At 72.6% G+C, this 16,797-nt stretch carries 15 protein-coding genes and 1 pseudogene; 5 read left to right on the forward strand and 11 right to left on the reverse strand.

Translation table 11 applies throughout. The annotated features are described in order from the left end of the window. Positions 1-48: 48 nt before the first annotated feature. The 5 genes from ACWCQK_RS23270 to ACWCQK_RS23290 all read right to left on the reverse strand — a co-directional run bounded on the left by ACWCQK_RS23270 (position 49) and on the right by ACWCQK_RS23290 (position 3,894). Positions 49-537, reverse strand: a complete 489-nt coding sequence (locus ACWCQK_RS23270) for a universal stress protein (RefSeq protein ID WP_451157756.1) — start codon at positions 535-537, stop codon at positions 49-51. 5 nt (positions 538-542) lie between these two features. After that, a complete protein-coding gene (locus ACWCQK_RS23275; RefSeq protein ID WP_451157836.1) occupies positions 543-1,802 on the reverse strand; it encodes an SLC13 family permease in 1,260 nt (419 codons plus the stop codon). Between the two features lie 136 nt (positions 1,803-1,938). Then, on the reverse strand, positions 1,939-2,331 hold the full coding sequence (locus ACWCQK_RS23280; protein ID WP_451157758.1) for a nuclear transport factor 2 family protein: 393 nt from the start codon (positions 2,329-2,331) through the stop codon (positions 1,939-1,941). 243 nt (positions 2,332-2,574) lie between these two features. Beyond that, entirely contained in the window at positions 2,575-2,763 is a 189-nt protein-coding gene (locus ACWCQK_RS23285; protein WP_385780783.1) for a CsbD family protein, read from the reverse strand. A gap of 612 nt (positions 2,764-3,375) precedes the next feature. Then, positions 3,376-3,894: a hypothetical protein gene (locus ACWCQK_RS23290; protein WP_451157760.1), complete on the reverse strand. Its 519-nt coding sequence runs from the start codon at positions 3,892-3,894 to the stop codon at positions 3,376-3,378. A gap of 165 nt (positions 3,895-4,059) precedes the next feature. Here ACWCQK_RS23290 and ACWCQK_RS23295 point away from each other — a divergent pair. Next, a pseudogene (locus ACWCQK_RS23295) lies at positions 4,060-4,264 on the forward strand (LLM class F420-dependent oxidoreductase); the annotation flags it as partial. 186 nt (positions 4,265-4,450) lie between these two features. On the opposite strand, the gene ACWCQK_RS23300 reads toward ACWCQK_RS23295, so the two are convergent. Both ACWCQK_RS23300 and ACWCQK_RS23305 read right to left on the reverse strand, forming a co-directional pair. Beyond that, entirely contained in the window at positions 4,451-4,639 is a 189-nt protein-coding gene (locus tag ACWCQK_RS23300) for a DUF6381 family protein (protein WP_451157762.1), read from the reverse strand. 160 nt (positions 4,640-4,799) lie between these two features. Then, positions 4,800-5,582: a ribonuclease BN gene (locus ACWCQK_RS23305; protein ID WP_451157764.1), complete on the reverse strand. Its 783-nt coding sequence runs from the start codon at positions 5,580-5,582 to the stop codon at positions 4,800-4,802. Between the two features lie 506 nt (positions 5,583-6,088). Between ACWCQK_RS23305 and ACWCQK_RS23310 the strand changes: the two genes are divergently transcribed. After that, positions 6,089-6,541 carry an SRPBCC family protein gene (locus ACWCQK_RS23310; protein WP_451157766.1) on the forward strand — a complete coding sequence of 151 codons (453 nt, stop codon included), beginning with the start codon at positions 6,089-6,091 and terminating at the stop codon, positions 6,539-6,541. Beyond that, on the forward strand, positions 6,534-8,123 hold the full coding sequence (locus ACWCQK_RS23315) for a phytoene desaturase family protein (RefSeq protein ID WP_451157768.1): 1,590 nt from the start codon (positions 6,534-6,536) through the stop codon (positions 8,121-8,123). Before ACWCQK_RS23310 ends, ACWCQK_RS23315 begins: the two co-directional genes overlap by 8 nt. A 148-nt stretch (positions 8,124-8,271) precedes the next feature. Here the strand turns inward: ACWCQK_RS23315 and ACWCQK_RS23320 are convergent, their stop codons facing one another. The 4 genes from ACWCQK_RS23320 to ACWCQK_RS23335 all read right to left on the reverse strand — a co-directional run bounded on the left by ACWCQK_RS23320 (position 8,272) and on the right by ACWCQK_RS23335 (position 13,635). Then, positions 8,272-9,750: a pyridoxal phosphate-dependent decarboxylase family protein gene (locus tag ACWCQK_RS23320; protein ID WP_451157770.1), complete on the reverse strand. Its 1,479-nt coding sequence runs from the start codon at positions 9,748-9,750 to the stop codon at positions 8,272-8,274. 13 nt (positions 9,751-9,763) lie between these two features. Beyond that, positions 9,764-11,212, reverse strand: coding sequence for an MFS transporter (locus ACWCQK_RS23325; protein ID WP_451157772.1), 1,449 nt, complete (start codon positions 11,210-11,212; stop codon positions 9,764-9,766). 279 nt (positions 11,213-11,491) lie between these two features. Then, positions 11,492-12,460, reverse strand: a complete 969-nt coding sequence (locus ACWCQK_RS23330) for a Ppx/GppA phosphatase family protein (RefSeq protein ID WP_451157774.1) — start codon at positions 12,458-12,460, stop codon at positions 11,492-11,494. 743 nt (positions 12,461-13,203) lie between these two features. Then, complete coding sequence (locus tag ACWCQK_RS23335; RefSeq protein WP_451157776.1) at positions 13,204-13,635, reverse strand: response regulator; 432 nt, start codon at positions 13,633-13,635, stop codon at positions 13,204-13,206. Between the two features lie 308 nt (positions 13,636-13,943). Here ACWCQK_RS23335 and ACWCQK_RS23340 point away from each other — a divergent pair, with 308 nt between their 5' ends. Continuing rightward, positions 13,944-15,488 carry a sensor histidine kinase gene (locus tag ACWCQK_RS23340; protein ID WP_451157839.1) on the forward strand — a complete coding sequence of 515 codons (1,545 nt, stop codon included), beginning with the start codon at positions 13,944-13,946 and terminating at the stop codon, positions 15,486-15,488. After that, entirely contained in the window at positions 15,485-16,738 is a 1,254-nt protein-coding gene (locus ACWCQK_RS23345) for a PP2C family protein-serine/threonine phosphatase (RefSeq protein ID WP_451157778.1), read from the forward strand. Before ACWCQK_RS23340 ends, ACWCQK_RS23345 begins: the two co-directional genes overlap by 4 nt. Positions 16,739-16,797: the final 59 nt, after the last annotated feature.

Genomic DNA, 16,797 nt, shown 5'->3' on the forward strand with positions numbered 1-16,797 from the left:
CGGCTGATCCTGGCGAACCCGGCAGCCCCCCCCGCTTGCCGCCCCGTGTCAGCGGTGGTGCGGCGGGGGCGGGATGGTGCCGATGCCGGGGGCGGGCTCGGGCCAGACGAGCAGGACGGGGCAGGGGGCGTGGTCGACGACGAAACGGCCGGCCGGGCCGAGGCTGCGGGGGCCGAGGTGGCCGCGGTCACCGTCCCGGGCGACGATGAGCAGATCGGCGCCGTCGGCGGCGGCCACGACTTCCCGCTCGACGCGGCCGGTGCGCTCCACCTGGCCGCACGGCCGCCCCAGCCGCTCCGCAGCCTGCGCGAGGAGTCGCGAGGCGGAGGTGGCGGCCAGGTGTTCCACGGCCGTACCGGGATCACGTTCGGGATGGCCACGGCCCAGCAGCACCGCGAACGCGCCGTGCGCGGCACCGGGGACATCGGGCGGACTGACATGCAGCAGGACGATCTCGGCACTGTCCGGGGTGCGGGCGCGAGCGGCGTCCACACACGCGGGCCAGGTGCCCTCGACGATCCAGACGACCACGGCCATCGCCTTCAGCCTCCTCCGATCACGGCCAGCGAGACCCACAGGGCCGGCACGGCGAGCACCAGCCCCGCCGGGACGGCGAGCAGCCCGAGCCGGGTGAACTCCCGCAGGTCCACCTCAGTGTCGTGGGCCTGCACGATACGCCGCCACAGCAGCGTGGCCAGCGATCCGGCGTAGGTGAGATTGGGGCCGATGTTCACCCCGATCAGCACCGCGAGGACGGCGCCCGCGCCCGAGGGCGCGGTCAGCGGCAGCAGGACCAGCACGGCGGGCAGGTTGTTGATCACGTTGGCCAGTACGGCGGCCAGCGCCGCGACGGCGAACAGGGCGGGGAGCGCGGTGCCCGCCGGGATCAGCCGGCCCAGCGCCGTGTCGAGCCCGTTGTCGACCACCGCGCGCACCACGACGCCCAGGGCCAGGACGAACGCCAGGAAGGGCAGGGAGGCGGAGCGCACCAGCGCCCCCCACGTGGTGCGGCGGTACGCCAGGGCCCGGACGGCCATGACGAGCGCGCCCGCGAACGCCGCCCACGCCGGGTCGATCCCGACGGCGGAGGCCAGCACGAACCCGGCCAGCGTGCAGGCCACCGTGACCACCGCGAACACCGGCACCGCGGGCGGCTCGACAGCGGGCGAGGGCTGCGCGCCGGCGTCCAGGTCCGTGGCGAAGAAGAACCGGAACACCGCGTACTCGGTGGCGATGGCGACCAGCCAGGGCAACGCCATCAGCCCGGCGAACCGGGTGAAGCTCAGCCCACTGGCCGCGAACGCCAGCAGGTTCGTCAAGTTGGACACCGGCAGCAACAGGGACGCCGTGTTCGACAGATGCGTGCACGCGTACACATGCGGCTTGGGCCGTACCCCGAGCCGCGCGGCGGTCGCGAACACCACCGGGGTCAGCAGCACCACCGTGGCGTCCAGGCTCAGGGCCGCCGTGATCACCGAGGCGATGACGAACACCTGGACCAGCAGCCGCCGCGGCCGGCCGGCCGCGCCGCGGGCCATCCAGGCCCCGCACGCGTGGAACAGGCCCTCGTCGTCACACAGCTGGGCCAGCACCAGTACCGCCGCCAGGAACCCGATCACCGGCCCCAGCTGTGCGGCCTCGGCGCGGGCGTGGTCCAGGGAGATGGCTCCGACGGCGATCGCCAAGGCCGCGGCCGGGACGGCGATCACGGCTTCCGGCCAGCCGAAGGGACGTACGACGGCACCTGCCAGCACGAGCACCAGCAGGGCCACCGACAGGGTCTCAGCGAGCGGGGTGTTCAGGCCCAGTCCTTCCGACAGCAGCCGTACACGGGCCACATCGACGCAGGGGCCCACCCTAGCCGTGGGCCCGTTCGATCATGCCGCACGCCGTCGCTGTGTCGTTACGGCGGGTGGGGAGGTGGGCAGCGGGCCGCCGTCAGCCGTGCAGTGCCCGGTCGAGGACGAGGCTGTCGGCGACCTGCCGCAGCTGGGTGAGCCTGCCGTCGCGGACGGTCCACAGGTGGATGAACCGTACGTCGGTGCTCTCTCCCGCCTTGGTCACGGCGTGGTAGTGCCCGAAGACGGACACGTGGTCGTCGCCGTCCGCGTAGTACTCCTCGCCCACGGGGTAGAAGGCGTCGAACCGCTCCAGGAACGGGGCGAAGAAGTCCCTGCCCACGCTGTCGGAACCGTGGTAGACACCGCCGCCGGGAAAGCCCGGGGTGACATCCCAGACGATCTCCGGGTGGATGACCTCCTGGAGTACGGCCGGGTCGAGCTTGGACTCGTAGATCCTGCGGACGACGGCGATGCCTGCGGACTCGGACATGGGTGGGATCCTCTCGATGAGACCGGACGCGCCGCGAGCGCGGGAAGGCGACCGGCCACGATGTCCCTGCTGAGGGGAAGTGGTCGGGAAATCAACGCCGTACGGTCTCGACGTCCCCGCCGTCGATGGAGAACGGCCTGTGCATAAGGCAATTGATGAACCGTCAAGAATGTGACGGGCCCGAAAGACACGGAGCGCCCACCCCTTTCGGGGCAGGCGCTCGTGTGGTGCCGGTGCTGTGAACTACCGCTCGTCGCGCTTGGCGGAGTCGCGGACGCCGGCGGCCTTTTCGCGAGCGGTGTGCGCCGCGTCGCGGGCGTGGCCCTTGGCCTGGTCGGTCTTGCCCTCGGCCTCCATGCGCTCGTTGCCGGTGGTCTTGCCGATCATTTCCTTGGCCTTGCCCTTGGCCTTGTCCTTGGCGCCGTTACCCATGATCACTCCATTGGTTGTGCTGGCTGGTACGTCTGTAACGCTATGACCGTTCTGGGCGTGCCGCATCCGGAGCGTCCCCGGCCGTCACGTTGTGTAGTTGCTGTCGTGTGGTCGAAGGCTGTGACCAGCCCGAATGCCGGGGCGCGTCGCCGAGTTCACGATCCGGCCGCCTCCCATGTCCCGGGTGCGGCGGCATGATCGGGGGCTGGTGGCCGTAAGGAAGCGCGGGGTTGAGGGTCTTCCTTCCGTGCGGGCCGGGTGCCCGGTGTCCCGCGGACGCGCGGGGGGCCGGACGGCCGGATCACTTGGCGTGCGATCGAGGGCGACACCCGGCAGCGCGGATCGGTGCGGTGCGAGGCAACTGGACGACGTGCACAACCGCGTGGAGCTCACCAAGGACTATGTCGAGGGCCGCGGCGGTGAGACCGGTGCCTGGCGTGGTCGCATCCCGCCCGAGGCCCCGGCTCCCCGCTCTGACGGCGACCGCGTCCGCTCGGCGGGGAAGGAGCGTCGGCGTGTGCGGCGAGCCACGGGCACAAAGGTCGGCCGCGCGCACTCCGCCGCTGTCCCTCCCGGCGCCGTCGCCGCGGGCGGTCATGTCCCGTCCGAGTGCTACCCGGCGGCTGTCGAGGTCGCCCGGGTCATCACGTAGGTGTTGCCGATGTCGGGGTCGCCGTACATGAAGAACAGCTCCAGCGCCTTGCGTTGATCCCGGCGTACGTAGAAGTTCCACGTGTACGTCGTGGGTGGGGGAGTGGAGACCGGGGTGTCGGCCGCTGCCGCAGGGGCGCGCGTGTCGAACGCGGTGCGGCTGGTCATGGTGAGGTGGATGTCCTGGCCGCCTACGTCGTCGGTGAGTTCCCAGGTCCCCGTGCCGGAGACGCGCCAGCCGTCGTCGAAGTCGAAGTCCTGGCCGTCGAGTTGCCGGAACAGGGCCGTCCCGTCTCGGCGGAGCGTCAGTCGCGTGTCCTCGATGTTCGCCCAACTCCCGGCGGCCTCGGCCACCGTGGCGTCGTGAAGCCCCGTTCCCGTGTAGTACTGGTACGGACCGGCGCACGCACTCAGTACGGTCAGCCCCGCGGCCGTACTCCCGAGGGCGACCCTCCGTCCCCGCGGCCTGTTCCGTCCCACCGGCAGCCTCCTGACCGCAGCCCGAAGCGGCCCACCGGTGTGGGCGAGCGCTTTGGCAGGTACACCCTGACAGAAGAATTGAACACGTTCAACATTTACGTGGGCTGATGTCTTGTGCGCCGCCCGCACCGTGAGACCGCCGCGCGACCAACTTCCTGGAAAGGCCGCACGCACCAGGCGGTCAACGCGCAGGCGGCCGCCACGGCCGACACGGCCGCCGTTCGGCCTGGGCGGCGGTGAGGCGCTCAGCGAGCACATCCTCGGCGACGCGTGGCCCGAGGCACCCCGGCGCATGGAGATGCTGGAGGAGGCGGTGCAGGTGATGCGCCGGCTGTTCACCGGCGAGCAGACCACCCACCGCGACACGCACACGCCGGGCGTGACCGGTCGCGTCGACGGCTCGACGCCAAAATGGCGACCCGACGCCGAGGGGCAGCCATGGGCACCTGGTCCTGCGCTGTCGGGCCGGTCCCGTGCGGTGAGGGCGCCTGCCCGCCCCCCGTCGGCGAAGAACGGCTCTACAGGGGGCCGACGGGCCCGTCACCGTCCCGCGCGGCTACAGGGCCTCCACGGTTCCCTCGCCCGCGCTGTTCGTCTGCTCGCTCTTCTCGCGGATGTGCGTGGCCTTGTTCGTCAGCCGTCGGCGCTCGGCGGGGTCCGTCGCGCGCTGTGCGGCCTGTTCCAGCTGCTGGGCCTTCTCACGTATCTGCCGGGCCCGCTCGCTCGGCTGGTTCTCCGCGCTCATGTTCCGTCCTCGGGTCGGGGGAGGGGGACCCTCCCAGCGAAACAGGATCGGGTTGCACCCGCCACCGTAGCGAGCGGGCGATGCCGTGGTGCGTGCGGATCGCCTGCGGATCTCGCGGGGCGGCTCGGTTCACCGAGAGGGGGGCGGCAGGCCGGGGCCCTCACAGACTCTCGCCCGCCGAGTTCGAGCGGTGCAGCACCTCGTCGTGCAGCAGGCGTCCCACGAGCGCGCCGCCGTAGACGACGACGCCGACGCCGACGAGCCAGGACTGGACGACGAGGACGGTGCCGAACGGGCCGTAGGTGATGGCGCTGGACGCGATCAGCGGGGAGAAGACGAACCGGGAGAAGACCCGGAGCCCGAGGAGTCCCACCACGGTGGCCACCGCGCCCGGGAACAGAGCGGCCCAGGACACGCGGCCGGCGAGCAGCAGTCGCTGCGACCACCAGAAGAACAGGACGCCGATGACGACCGCGACGACGCCGCGGGCGGGGGAGTCGCGCCACGGCGGGGAGATCGCCGACAGGTACAGCACTCCGATGAGCGCGGCGAGCCACAGGACGTGCCGCCACTGGGCCCACCAGCGGGTGGGCGGCAGGTCCCAGATGCTTTCGTAGCCGTTCTGGAGCATGGTTCCGAAGGACAGGCCGAACACGGTGAGCAGGGCGAGGCCGAGCGCCGTCGTGGTCCGCCACGCCTCGCCGGGCAGGGCGAAGAGCTTTTCGATGTCACGCCGGGCGGGCGCCGACACGCCGAGCCAGTCCCCGAGCCACTGCGCGAAACCCTGCCCCTTGGACGCGTCGGCCGCCGCGACGACGATCAGCAGCGGTGCGAGCGTCAGGAACCCGAGCGCCGCGAACCCCAGCGAGCGTTGCCACAGCCCCAGCTTCTGTACCCGTACCCAATGGTGTCCGGCTCGCGCGCGGCGAATCGCGCTGCGCACCCGCCCGACGGGCGACAGCCGCCCGGGCCGCTCAGAACCGGCCATCTCGGCCGGGGGCACGCGGACGCCCCCGCTCACGGACCCTGTCGGCGCCTGGCCGGCGGGATTCTCTTCTGCGGATACGAGGAGGGAAACGCGGGGTGACGAGCATGGCCGCTCCAGCTGCTGCTGTCTCCACGGTAGGACTTCCCGGACCGGGACTCCACCGTGCGGCGGAAGCCCTGGAGGCGGATGGTCCGGGAGGCGGGTGATTCAGGGGGAGTGGGGTCCGGGAGGCGCGTGGTTCAGGAGGCGCGAGGCGGGACAAGTGAGACGCGAGGGTATCCGGGTACCCGCACCCTGTCCGTGCGGCAGCCGCCGGTACTCCGCCGGCCGCCGCCAGTACTCCTCGGCCCGTCGACGCGGCGTCTCCGGCCCCGCGGGCACCGATCCGATCCGGGCGCCCAGCCCGGGGGCCGCTAACGGGGAGAGCCACCGAGGACAGGGAACGCGGAAGGACGTCGCCCATGGCCGTTCGTCATCAGCTGATCCGGCGCCCTCCGGGAGAGGTGTGGGCCGTCCTCGCCGATCCGGGCCAGTACGGCGAGTGGGTGGTGGGCCCCACGAGGTCCGTGCCGCTCGACCAGGACTGGCCCCGCACCGGGTCGCGGCTCCGCTACACCGTACGACTGGGCCCCTGGTCGGCGGAGGGCGTGACGACCGTCCGTCACAGCGAGCCCGGTACGGAGCTGGAACTGGAGGCCTCGTTCAAGTCGCTGGGCACCGCGAGAATCCTCATCGAGCTCAGACCGTGGGGTGAGGAGACCCTGGTCATCTGTGACGAGCACCCGCTGCGTGGCCTGGGCGGAACCCTCCACAACCCGGTCAGCGAGACGCTCCTCCAGCTGCGCCACCGGGGCATGCTGGCCCGCCTGGCCAAGGCCGTGGAGCAGCGGAGCAGGGGGGTCCGTCATGCCTGACGCGGTGGTGATCGGCGCCGGCCCGAACGGGCTGGTGGCCGCGAACCTGCTGGTCGACGCCGGCTGGTCCGTGGAGGTGCTGGAGGCGCAGGCGGAACCCGGAGGCGCCGTGCGCAGCGACAGGGGCGTGCACCCCGACTACGTCTCGGACCTCTTCAGCGCCTTCTATCCGCTGGCCGCCGCCTCCCCGGTCCTCGCCCGCCTCGACCTCGCCGCCGAGGGACTGCGTTGGAGCCGCGCCCCGGCCGTCGTGGCCCATCCCCTGCTGGACGGCCGGTGCGCGGTGCTGGAGCGCCGCGTCGAGGAGACCGCGGCCGGGCTGGCCGGGTTCGCGGCGGTCGACGCGCAGGCGTGGCAGGACCTCTACTCGGTGTGGAGCCAGGTCGGACCGGACCTGCTGCGGTCGCTGTTCACCCCCTTCCCCCCGGTACGCGCCGGGCTGCTCCTGGCCGCGAGGCTCCGGGCCGCGGGCGGACTGCGACTGGCCCGGAACCTCGCCCTGCCGGTGCGCCGCCTGGGCGAGGAGGAGTTCGCGGGGGAGGGCGGCCGGCTCCTGCTGGCCGGCAACGCCCTGCACGCGGACCTGGCGCCCGAGGCCTCCGGCAGCGGAGGCTTCGGCTGGCTGATGTCGATGCTCGGGCAGAGCCACGGCTTCCCCGTCCCGGTCGGCGGTTCCGGCGCCCTGACCGCGGCGCTGGTGAACCGCCTGCGGCGCCGGGGCGGTGCCCTGCGCTGCGGAGAGCGCGTCGCGTCCGTCGTCGTACGGGGTGGCAGGGCCGTGGGTGTCAGGACCGCGGGCGGGGAAGCCGTCGGGGCGCGGCGCGCCGTACTGGCCGACACGTCGGCGCCGGTCCTGTACCGGGAACTCGTGGGCGAGGAACACCTCCCGTCCCGGCTGCTGCGGGATCTGGAACGCTTCCAGTGGGACTTCGCGACCTTCAAGGTCGACTGGGCGCTGACGGGACCCGTGCCGTGGACGGCACCGCAGGCGGCCGGTGCCGGCACGGTCCATGTGGCCGACGGCGTCGACGGCCTGACGCGGTTCGCCGCGCAGCTCGCCATGGGGCAGGTCCCCGACGAGCCGTTCGCGCTGGTCGGCCAGATGACCACGGCGGATCCCAGCCGCTCACCCGCCGGTACGGAGTCCGCGTGGGCCTACACCCACCTTCCGCAGCACATCACGTCCGACGCGGGTCCCGACGGCATCACCGGCCGCTGGCGCGTGCACGAACAGGAAGCCATGGCCGACCGCGTCGAGGCACAGGTGGAGCGCTTCGCGCCCGGGTTCCGCGCCCTGATCGGCGCCCGCAGGATCCTGGCCCCCACCACGCTCCAGGCCATGGACGAGAACCTCCACAACGGCGCCATCAACAACGGCACCACCGCGCTCCACCAGCAGGCGGTCTTCCGTCCCACCCCCGGCACCGGCCGGCCCGAGACACCCGTCGACGGCCTCTACCTCGCCTCCGCGGCCGCTCACCCCGGCGGCGGAGTCCACGGCGCGCCCGGGGCCAACGCCGCCCGAGCCGCACTGCGTTCGCGCGCGCTGCGCACCCTCGCCCATCGCGCCCAGCGCGTCTGACCCGCCCCACCCACCTCACGCCTCACTGCCGCACGGCCAGGACGGCCCGGCCGCCCCGTACGGGGCGGCCGGTGGCGCGGCGAGCGTTTCCCGGGGACGCGGGGACGCGGGGACGCGCGGGCGCCGTGGACGGGGGCGCGCGGACGCCTCAGATACGGAAGAGCGACCCGACGAACTCGGTCAGCAACCGTTCCTTGAGCGGTCCCGGCAGCGCGTCCAGCAACACCAGGACCGGCGCCATCCTCGTCGGCAACCCCTCGCCGATCAGCCCGGCGAAGGCGAGGACCCCGCTCACCTCCTCGGGCGTCAGCGTGTCGGGGTCCAGCGCGGCCGCGAGTCGGACCAGCTCCGGATCCACGGTCAGGGGCCCGGCGTCGCGCGCGGCACTCAGCGCCTGTCCCAGGTCCGCCAGCAGCGCGTCCACCCGGTCGCCGGTCGCCGGCGTCAGCGTCAGATGCAGGTTCGGCGGCAGAGCGTCGTACGAGAGCTGCGGCTGGAGGTACCAGCCGCGCTCGCGCATCTCGTCCGCCACGTGCAGGACGAGGGACAGGTCCGGCGCGCCGTCGGTGTCCGTGACGGTGAACGCGACCAGGCTGCCCGCCGGTTCACCCAGGACCCGCACGCCCGGCAGCGCGCGCAGCCCCGGCACCAGCCGGTCGGCCGCGTCGGCCACCCGGCGGGCCAGCGTGGTGTACCCGTCGTCGCCGATGTGCCGCAGGACCGCCCACGCCTGGGCGAGCAGGCCCGCGGACTTGGTGCCCTGTGCCGTCGGGTTGACCACCGGGTAGCCGGGCCAGTCGGCGTGGGCGAAGTACTGGTGACGGCGCAACTCGGCGTCCCGGTACAGGATCACCGAGGCGCCCTTGTCGGCGTACCCGTACTTGTGCAGGTCGACCGAGAGCGAGGTCACTCCCGGCACCGAGAGGTCGAACCGCGGTACGGCACGGCCCGCCCGGCGCAGGAAGGGCAGGAACCACCCGCCGATGCAGGCGTCGACATGGCACAGCACTCCGCGCGCGGCGGCGGCCGCCGCGATCTCCGCCACCGGGTCCAGCACCCCGTGCGCGTAGGACGGCGCCGACGCCACCACCAGGACGGTGCGGTCGGTCATCGCCGCCGCGACGGCCCGCGGGTCGGCCCGGAAGCTCGTCGGTGAGACCGGTACCACCACGCTCTCCACCCCGAGGTAGTGGGCGGCCTTGTGGAACGCCGCGTGCGCGGTGGACGGCAGCACCAACTGCGGTGCTGTCACCCCGCGTCGCGCACGGGCGTGGTCCCGCGCGGTCTTGACCGCCAGCAGGATCGACTCGGTGCCGCCACTGGTGAAGGTGCCCTGCGCACCGGGTGCGCCGAGGACCGCGGACACCGCCGCCACGACGTCGTTCTCCAGCCGGGCCACGCTCGGGAACACCGTGGGGTCGAGGCCGTTGACGGTGGCGAACGCCGTGTACGCGGCGCCGGCCAGTTCGTCGAGACCGGCCAGTCCCGAGTCGTAGACGTAGGCGAAGGTGCGGCCGCCCCGGGTCGGCGCGTCACCGGCGCGCAACTCCCGTAGCTCGGCCAGCAACGCTTCGGCCGGGCGGCCGGCCGGCAGCGCGGCGGAGGGGGAGGCGGGTTCAGCGGACACGGAGGCTGCCCTTCTACGAGGTGACGGGCGGTGCGGGTGGTGGGGACGGCCGCGATGCGGTGGGGCCGGTGAGCGGGGCGTCCGGGGAACCCGGAGAGCCTGGGGAGTCCGGGGAGTCCGGGTTCTCCGGGCCTTCCGGGGCGAAGTCGGTTGTGGTGGAACGGCGTTCGTAGGTGTTCAGCAGTACGCAGGAGGCGAGTGCGAGCAGCGCGGGCAGCAGGCTCATCCCCGCGTTGATGCCGCTGAGTGCCGCGGCGGGCTGGGCCACCTCCTCGGACGCGTCCGAGGAGCGGAAGCCGGTCAGTGCCAGCACGGCGGCGAACACACCGCTGCCCAGGGCCAGTGCGAGCGTCTCCGCCGCCGTCCACAGTCCCGTGAAGGTGGCGGCCCGGCGCCGTCCGGTGCGTGCGGTGTCCGCCGCCAGGGTGTCCGCGAGCATGGTCAGCGGCAGCAACTGGAGCCCCGCGTACGCCACTCCGACCAGCGCCACGGCCGCGTACCCCACGACGGAGGAGGTGTAGCGGGTCAGGAACACCAGCGCGGCCGCCGCGGTGAACAGCAGCGAGGCGCACCACTGCGCGAAGACCGTGCCGCGTGCCCGTGCGAGGCGGTTCCACACGGGCATCACCAGCACCAACGGACCGATCATGCAGGCGAACAGCGGGGTGACGGCCTTCGGCGAGCCGACGACGTAGGTCGCGAAGTACTGCACGCCCGCCAGCATCACGCCCACCGCCAGCGCCTGCACCGTCCACATACCGGCCAGCGCGGTGAAGGCGGGGTTGTCCCGGGCGACCGCCAACTGGGCCCGCAGGGAGGGCTCCGCCGCGCTGCGCGCCACCGTCGGAGCGTGCCGGAGCGCGCGCCACGCGCCCAGCATGCCGACGGCGAGGAGAGCCGCGACGACCACGCCCATGGTCCGGTAACTCGCCGGGGTGTCGCCGTCCGCGTGGGCGATGGCCGGGGCCAGCGCCCCCGACAGCAGGATGGCCACGCCCAGGAAGCCCACCCGCCAGGCCAGCACCCGGCCGCGTTCGGCGGGGTCCTCCGTCATCTCGGCCGGCAGGGTCACGTACGGCACCTGGAACACCGCGTACGCGGTCGCGGCGAGCAGGAACAGCACGGCCACGTAACCGGCGGCCGCGCCGCCGCGCAGCGGGGGAGCGGCGAAGATCAGCGCGAACAGCGGCGGCAGGGTCAGCGCGCCGGCCAGCAGGAAGGGCCGGCGGGAGCCGCCCTGGACCTTGCTGCGGTCGGCCGCGGCGCCGACCAGTGGGTTGATGAGGACGTCCCAGGCCTTGGGCAGGAAGACGGCGGCCCCGGCGAGCGCCGCGGGGACCGCGAGGACGTCCGTCAGGTAGTAGAGCAGGATCAGGCCCGGCACGGTGCCGAAGGTGCCGGTGGCCAGCGAACCGAGTCCGTACCCGATCCGCACCGAGCGCGGCAGTGGCGGCCCGGTCACCGGTGAACCGGCGGCCGGGCCGTGCGGGCGTGGCTCCGCCCCGCGTGCCGCGTGTCTTCGTCCCCCGTTGCGCACGCGGCCGAGCATGGGGCAGCCGTGCCCCTCCTGGCAAGGCCCGGCCCTTCAGCCCCGGAGAGGTCGGTGAGGTCGCCCAAGGTCCCGTGCCGGGGCGAGGGCAGGTGCCGCTCAGTCCCGGCAGGACCGCGCTCCGGTCCGGCGGGACCGCGCTCAGCCCCGCCAAGGCTCCGTTCAGTTCCGTCAGGGCGGCACCCGCGGCACTCAGCCGGCCAGCGCCGCCCCCTGCCGCGTCGTACCGGCCGGTCGTCGGCTCGCTGTGGCGAGGCGTTCCAGGAGCAGCCCTTCGCGGGTGGACCAGGGACAGGTCACCACGCTGTCCGCTCCGCAGGTCTCCAGGAGGGCTTCGGCCACCAGCGCGCCGGCGAGGGACTGTTCGGCGCGGTGCCGGGAGATGCCCGGAAGATCGCCGCGCCGGGCTGGACTCGTGGCGACCAGCAGCCGGATCGCGGCCCGCAGTTCGGGCAGGGTCAGCGAGCGTGGCGCCTGCCGTGCCGCGCCGGGGTCGGTGGCGAGCCGGGCGAGCTGGGCGAAGGTCCTGGACGAGGCAAGGACGCGTTCGCCCGGTTCGGCCCGGGGCAGGCCGGGGACCGCGCTCAGTCTCTCGCGCAGGCGGCGCCGCACCTTGGCGAGGTGCCGCTTGGAGGTGACGACTCCGCCCGGGAGCCAGGACCGGGTGACGGTACGGGCGCCGAGGGGCAGCGAGAGCACGGTGTGCGGCTCGGCTCCGCTGCCGTGGGCGATCTCCACGGTGCCGCCGCCGATGTCCAGGACCAGCAGCGGGCTCACTGTGGGGCCGGTCCACTTCCGCGCGGCCACGTAGGCCAGCCGGGCCTCTTCCTCGCCGGACAGCATCTGCAACCGGACACCGGTCGCCCGGGCCACCCGGGCGACTACCTCATGACGGTTGGGCGCGTCCCGGATGACGGAGGTCGCGAACGCGAAGACCTCCGACCGGGGAAGGCTCAGCTCCTCGGCGAGCGCCTCGGCCACCGCCCGCTGCACGCTGCGCATACCGAGCTCGGTCAGCCGCCCGTCCGGTTCGAGACACTTGTGCAGACTCAGCCGGACCTTGCGGGAGAACACGGGGTCAAGTTGTGTCCCCGTCCGCCCCCGTGCCACGGTCAGCAACGCACTGTGGCAGCCGACATCGAGCACCCCCGCCTGCCGCATCGCACCCGCCCTTCCTCGCTGAGCTGCTGTGTTCCGTAGAGTGACGATAGCGGCGCTCGCGCCGCGGGCTGACGCTCGGCCCGGCGGAGACACCGCGCGTACTCCTTCGAGTACCCATGGTTTCACCTTTAGTTCATCTTTTGGTCATCCAGTGGTCAACCGCACAGGCGGATCGCTCTCGCCGACCGCCGTCGCGGTAGTGGCCGGGTCGCGCGGGGGATGCGTGCGAAAGGTGCGGCGGCGGATGGCGGCAGGCGTGCGGGGGTACCCCGGCCGTCCGGTCGAAGTGCCTGCGCGGCGCCGGTTGCGGTGCCCGTCCTCGTGGCCGCCGCGATCGCCGCGACACCGGCGTCCGTGTTCTCCAGCAACTCCGCTGCCCGGCGCATCCGTTAAGTCGGCAGCGGCAGCGGCTTCGGCGGCGTGGTGCGGGGCGCGGTCGGGAAACGGCGGGGGCCGGGTGCTCGCGCGCCTCCCGTCCAGCGGGCCGGCGGCGGTCTGGACGAAGCGTCGGTGCACAGGGATGCCACCCGCTCGCCCCGCTCGCCTCGTTCGCGTGGCGCGCGCACCGCGTCGCGGGCGGGACGGCCGCGCGGTCACCGCGCCGCTCGCGGGGTAAGCGGTCGTCCGCATTCTCGGGGGCCGGACCAGGGCGACCGGCGTCGCCTCCGCCAGGGCCTCCCCTCGCTCGGCCGAGCCGTTACGTCATGACATAACGGCTCGGCGACAGGCCCCCGGATGCCCGGTCACGGGCGCGGCTTGACGGCGACGTCCAGGTAGAAGGCGTCGATGCTGCGTACGGCGTCCTCGAACTGGTCCAGGTTGACCGGCTTGGTCACGTAGGCGTTCGCATGCTGCTGGTACGCCCCCGAGACGTCGTCGGGCGCCGCCGAGGTGGTCAGCACGACCACCGGAATGGTGCGCAGCTGCTCGTCGTCCTTGACGATCGCGAGGAACTCGCGGCCGTTCATGCGTGGCATGTTCAGATCCAGGACGATGAGGTCGGGCCGCGTGTGGGCCGGATCACGCAGGTACTCCAGCGCCTGGACACCGTCGGAGACCTGGGTGAGGTTGCGGGCGCCGCGTTCGGTCAGGGCGTCCTGGATCAGCAACGCGTCGGCCGCGTCGTCTTCGACCAGCAGGACGTCATAGGGACGGGGGAGGGCGGCGGCTGCCATGTGCAGAGCTCCTGGTCGGCTGGGGTGAGGCGGAAGAATCTGAGGCCGCGGGGGTGGCCGCGCCGGGCCACCGCCGTCGAGCTCCCTGGCGGTTCAGTCGCATCTCGGACGCGGCGCGGTCCGGGCGTGCGGGGCAAAGACGGAGCCAGGCATGCCGTCACCCTAGATGTCGGTTGCGGGAGTCGACAACAGCCGTTGTCCCGCCAGGCTAAAGTGTGCCTGCCGCGCACCCGGTTCGGCTGAGTGTTCGGATCCAGAAGGAGTGCCACCTCGTGCAGAACGCCGCGTCCGCCGCCGACGTCGGCCCGATGGCGGGCTGGACCACCCGGCGCTGGCTGCGCACGGGGGTGGCGGTGACCCTGGTGGTCCTGGCCGTGCTCGGATCGGTCGGAGCGTGGGCGATGCTCCGATCCACCCGCATTTCCGACGAACTGGTCGAAACGCGCAGTCCGGCACTGGTGAACGCGGTGCGCCTGGAAGCGGCCCTCGTCAACCAGGAGACCGGTGTCCGGGGGTACGGACTGACCGGACGCACGGAGTTCCTCGCGCCGTACACCGACGGCGTGGCGGCGGAGAAGGTCGCCAAGGAGAGGCTGGAACTCCTGCTGCGCGGCGACGACGAGGACTGGGCCGATCTCACGGCCGTCCTGAAGGCCGCCGACACCTGGCAGGAGCGGTTCGCCCGCCCCATCTCCGGCGCGTCCGCGCGGGAGGCGCAGGCGCTCTCGACGCAGCGCGCGGAAGAGGGCAAGACCGAGTTCGACGCCGTACGCACAGCAATCGACAGCCAGCAGGAGCGTCTCCAGGAGGAGCGCACCGACGCGGCCGCCGCGCTGCGCGGCGCCACGAACCTGCGCAACTGGACCCTCGCCGTGGACGTCCTCGTCATCGTCGCGGTGGCGGCCTTCGTCTTCGAGGGACTGCGCCGGGGCGTCACCGGTCCGCTGGAGCAAGTGAGTGCCGGAGCGCGCGCGGTGGCGCGCGGCACGTTCGACCAGCGCATCGCGGCCACCGGCCCCTCGGACATCCGGCAACTCGCCGCCGACGTCGACGGGATGCGCACCCGCCTGGTGGACGAACTCGCCTTCAGTGAGGAATCCCGCCGTCTCCTCGACGAGCAGACGGCCGAACTCAAGCGTTCCAACACCGAACTCGAACAGTTCGCCTACGTCGCCTCGCACGATCTCCAGGAACCGTTGCGGAAGGTGTCCAGCTTCACCCAGCTGCTGCAACGACGGTACGGCAGCCAGCTGGACGAACGGGCGGACCAGTACATCGGCTTCGCCGTGGACGGCGCCAACCGCATGCAGATCCTCATCAACGACCTCCTCGCCTTCTCCCGGGTGGGCCGTGTGCACAACGACCACGCCAGGGTGGACCTGGAGGAGATCCTGAACCGCACGCTGGACACGCTCAGCGTGCCGATCGAGGAGACGGGCGCGGAGATCACCCACGATCCCCTGCCCGAGGCGGTCGGCGACGCGACCCAACTCGGCATGCTCTGGCAGAACCTGCTGTCGAACTCCCTGAAGTTCCGCGCCCCCGACCGGCGGCCGGTGATCCACATCGGCGTGACGCGCGACGGCGACGTCTGGGAGTTCGCCGTCAGCGACAACGGCATAGGGATCGGTCCGGAGTTCGCGGACAAGGTGTTCGTCATCTTCCAGCGGCTGCACACCCGCGAGTCCTATCCCGGTACCGGCATCGGCCTGGCCATGTGCAAGAAGGTCGTGGAGTTCCACGACGGTACGATCCGGATCGACGCCGACCACACCCCCGGCACCCGGGTCGTGTTCACCCTTCCCGTCGTGGACACGCTCGACGAGGCTTCGGCGAGAGAGTCGCAGTCATGACACAACCGCCCCCGCGTGACGAGATGAGTTACGCCATCCTCCTGGTCGAGGACGACGAAGGGGACGCGCTGCTCGTCGAGGAACTGCTCTACGACACCGGTCTGCCGCACTCCCTCCTGCGCAGCAGGACGATGGCCGAGGCGCGCCGTGAGCTGGGCGAGCGAAGCTTCGACTGCGTCCTGCTCGACCTGCACCTGCCCGACATGTCCGGCCTGGGCAGTGTCGAGGCCATTCGGCAGGTGGATCCGCATGCCGCGGTGATCGTCCTGACGGGCCTGGCGGAGTCCCGCGCGGGCGTCGACGCGCTCGCCGCGGGCGCGCAGGACTACCTCGTCAAGGGCAAGGTCGACCATGAACTGCTCCAGCGTGCCGTGCGGTACGCGGTGCAGCGCAAGCAGTCCGAACGGGCCAGCGCGGCCCTCCAGGTCGGACGTGTGCGGGCGGAGGAGAACGCCCGGCTGGAACGGGGCCTGCTGCCCGAGCCGATCCTCGCCTCGCCGTCGGTGACGGTCACCACGCGCTACTTCCCCGGTCGGGAGCAGGCACTGCTGGGCGGCGACTTCCTCGATGTCGTACAGACCGAGGACGGGCAGGTGCACGCGATCGTCGGAGACGTCAGCGGACACGGCCCGGACGCCGCCGCGCTCGGTGTCTGCCTGCGCATCGCGTGGCGCGCGCTGACGCTCGGCGGTCACCGCGGTGCTCAACTCCTGGACCTGCTGGAGCGGATGCACACCGCCGAGCGAACCGGCAGTGACCTCTTCACCACGTGCACGCTCATCACCCTGGAGCCGGCCCGCGGCGTGCTCACGCTCCACCTGGTCGGCCATCACGAGCCGCTGATCGTGACCCCCGGCGGCCCACGGGTCCTGGAATCCACCCACGGCATCGCCCTCGGCATCGTCCCCGGCCTGGGCAACTGGCCCGCGACCACCGTACCGCTGCCGCCGAGCGGCAGTCTGATCGTGTACACGGACGGACTGATCGAGGGCTACGCGGGCGGCGACGACGCCCGCCTCGGCGTCGAGGGAGTGCTCGCCATCCTCAGCGAGACGCGCTCCCACGACACCGGCGAACAGCTCGACCACCTGATCGCCGAGGCACGCTCCCTGAACGCCGACCGGCACACGGACGACCTGGCCATCCTCCGTCTCGACTGGTCCGACGTGCGCCGCCCCGGAAACGGCACGCGGGTACCCGACCAGAAGAACGCCGAGCCGCGATCCCGCTCGAAGACAGCGGACCGCTAGGCCGCGCACCGGCCCTCTCCGGTGGGGCGGCGGTGTTCGCGCCCGGCGCCACGGCGCGT

It is taken from the genome of Streptomyces sp. NPDC002306 (assembly GCF_053593435.1).

What these genes read in the sequence shown, in the direction of transcription:
- ACWCQK_RS23270 (WP_451157756.1), bottom strand. Translation starts at nt 537, where the DNA reads ATGGCCGTGGTCGTCTGGATCGTCGAGGGCACCTGGCCCGCGTGTGTG.
- ACWCQK_RS23280 (WP_451157758.1), bottom strand. Translation starts at nt 2,331, where the DNA reads ATGTCCGAGTCCGCAGGCATCGCCGTCGTCCGCAGGATCTACGAGTCC.
- ACWCQK_RS23285 (WP_385780783.1), bottom strand. Translation starts at nt 2,763, where the DNA reads ATGGGTAACGGCGCCAAGGACAAGGCCAAGGGCAAGGCCAAGGAAATG.
- ACWCQK_RS23300 (WP_451157762.1), bottom strand. Translation starts at nt 4,639, where the DNA reads ATGAGCGCGGAGAACCAGCCGAGCGAGCGGGCCCGGCAGATACGTGAG.
- ACWCQK_RS23310 (WP_451157766.1), top strand. Translation starts at nt 6,089, where the DNA reads ATGGCCGTTCGTCATCAGCTGATCCGGCGCCCTCCGGGAGAGGTGTGG.
- ACWCQK_RS23315 (WP_451157768.1), top strand. Translation starts at nt 6,534, where the DNA reads ATGCCTGACGCGGTGGTGATCGGCGCCGGCCCGAACGGGCTGGTGGCC.
- ACWCQK_RS23330 (WP_451157774.1), bottom strand. Translation starts at nt 12,460, where the DNA reads ATGCGGCAGGCGGGGGTGCTCGATGTCGGCTGCCACAGTGCGTTGCTG.
- ACWCQK_RS23335 (WP_451157776.1), bottom strand. Translation starts at nt 13,635, where the DNA reads ATGGCAGCCGCCGCCCTCCCCCGTCCCTATGACGTCCTGCTGGTCGAA.
- ACWCQK_RS23340 (WP_451157839.1), top strand. Translation starts at nt 13,944, where the DNA reads ATGGCGGGCTGGACCACCCGGCGCTGGCTGCGCACGGGGGTGGCGGTG.
- ACWCQK_RS23345 (WP_451157778.1), top strand. Translation starts at nt 15,485, where the DNA reads ATGACACAACCGCCCCCGCGTGACGAGATGAGTTACGCCATCCTCCTG.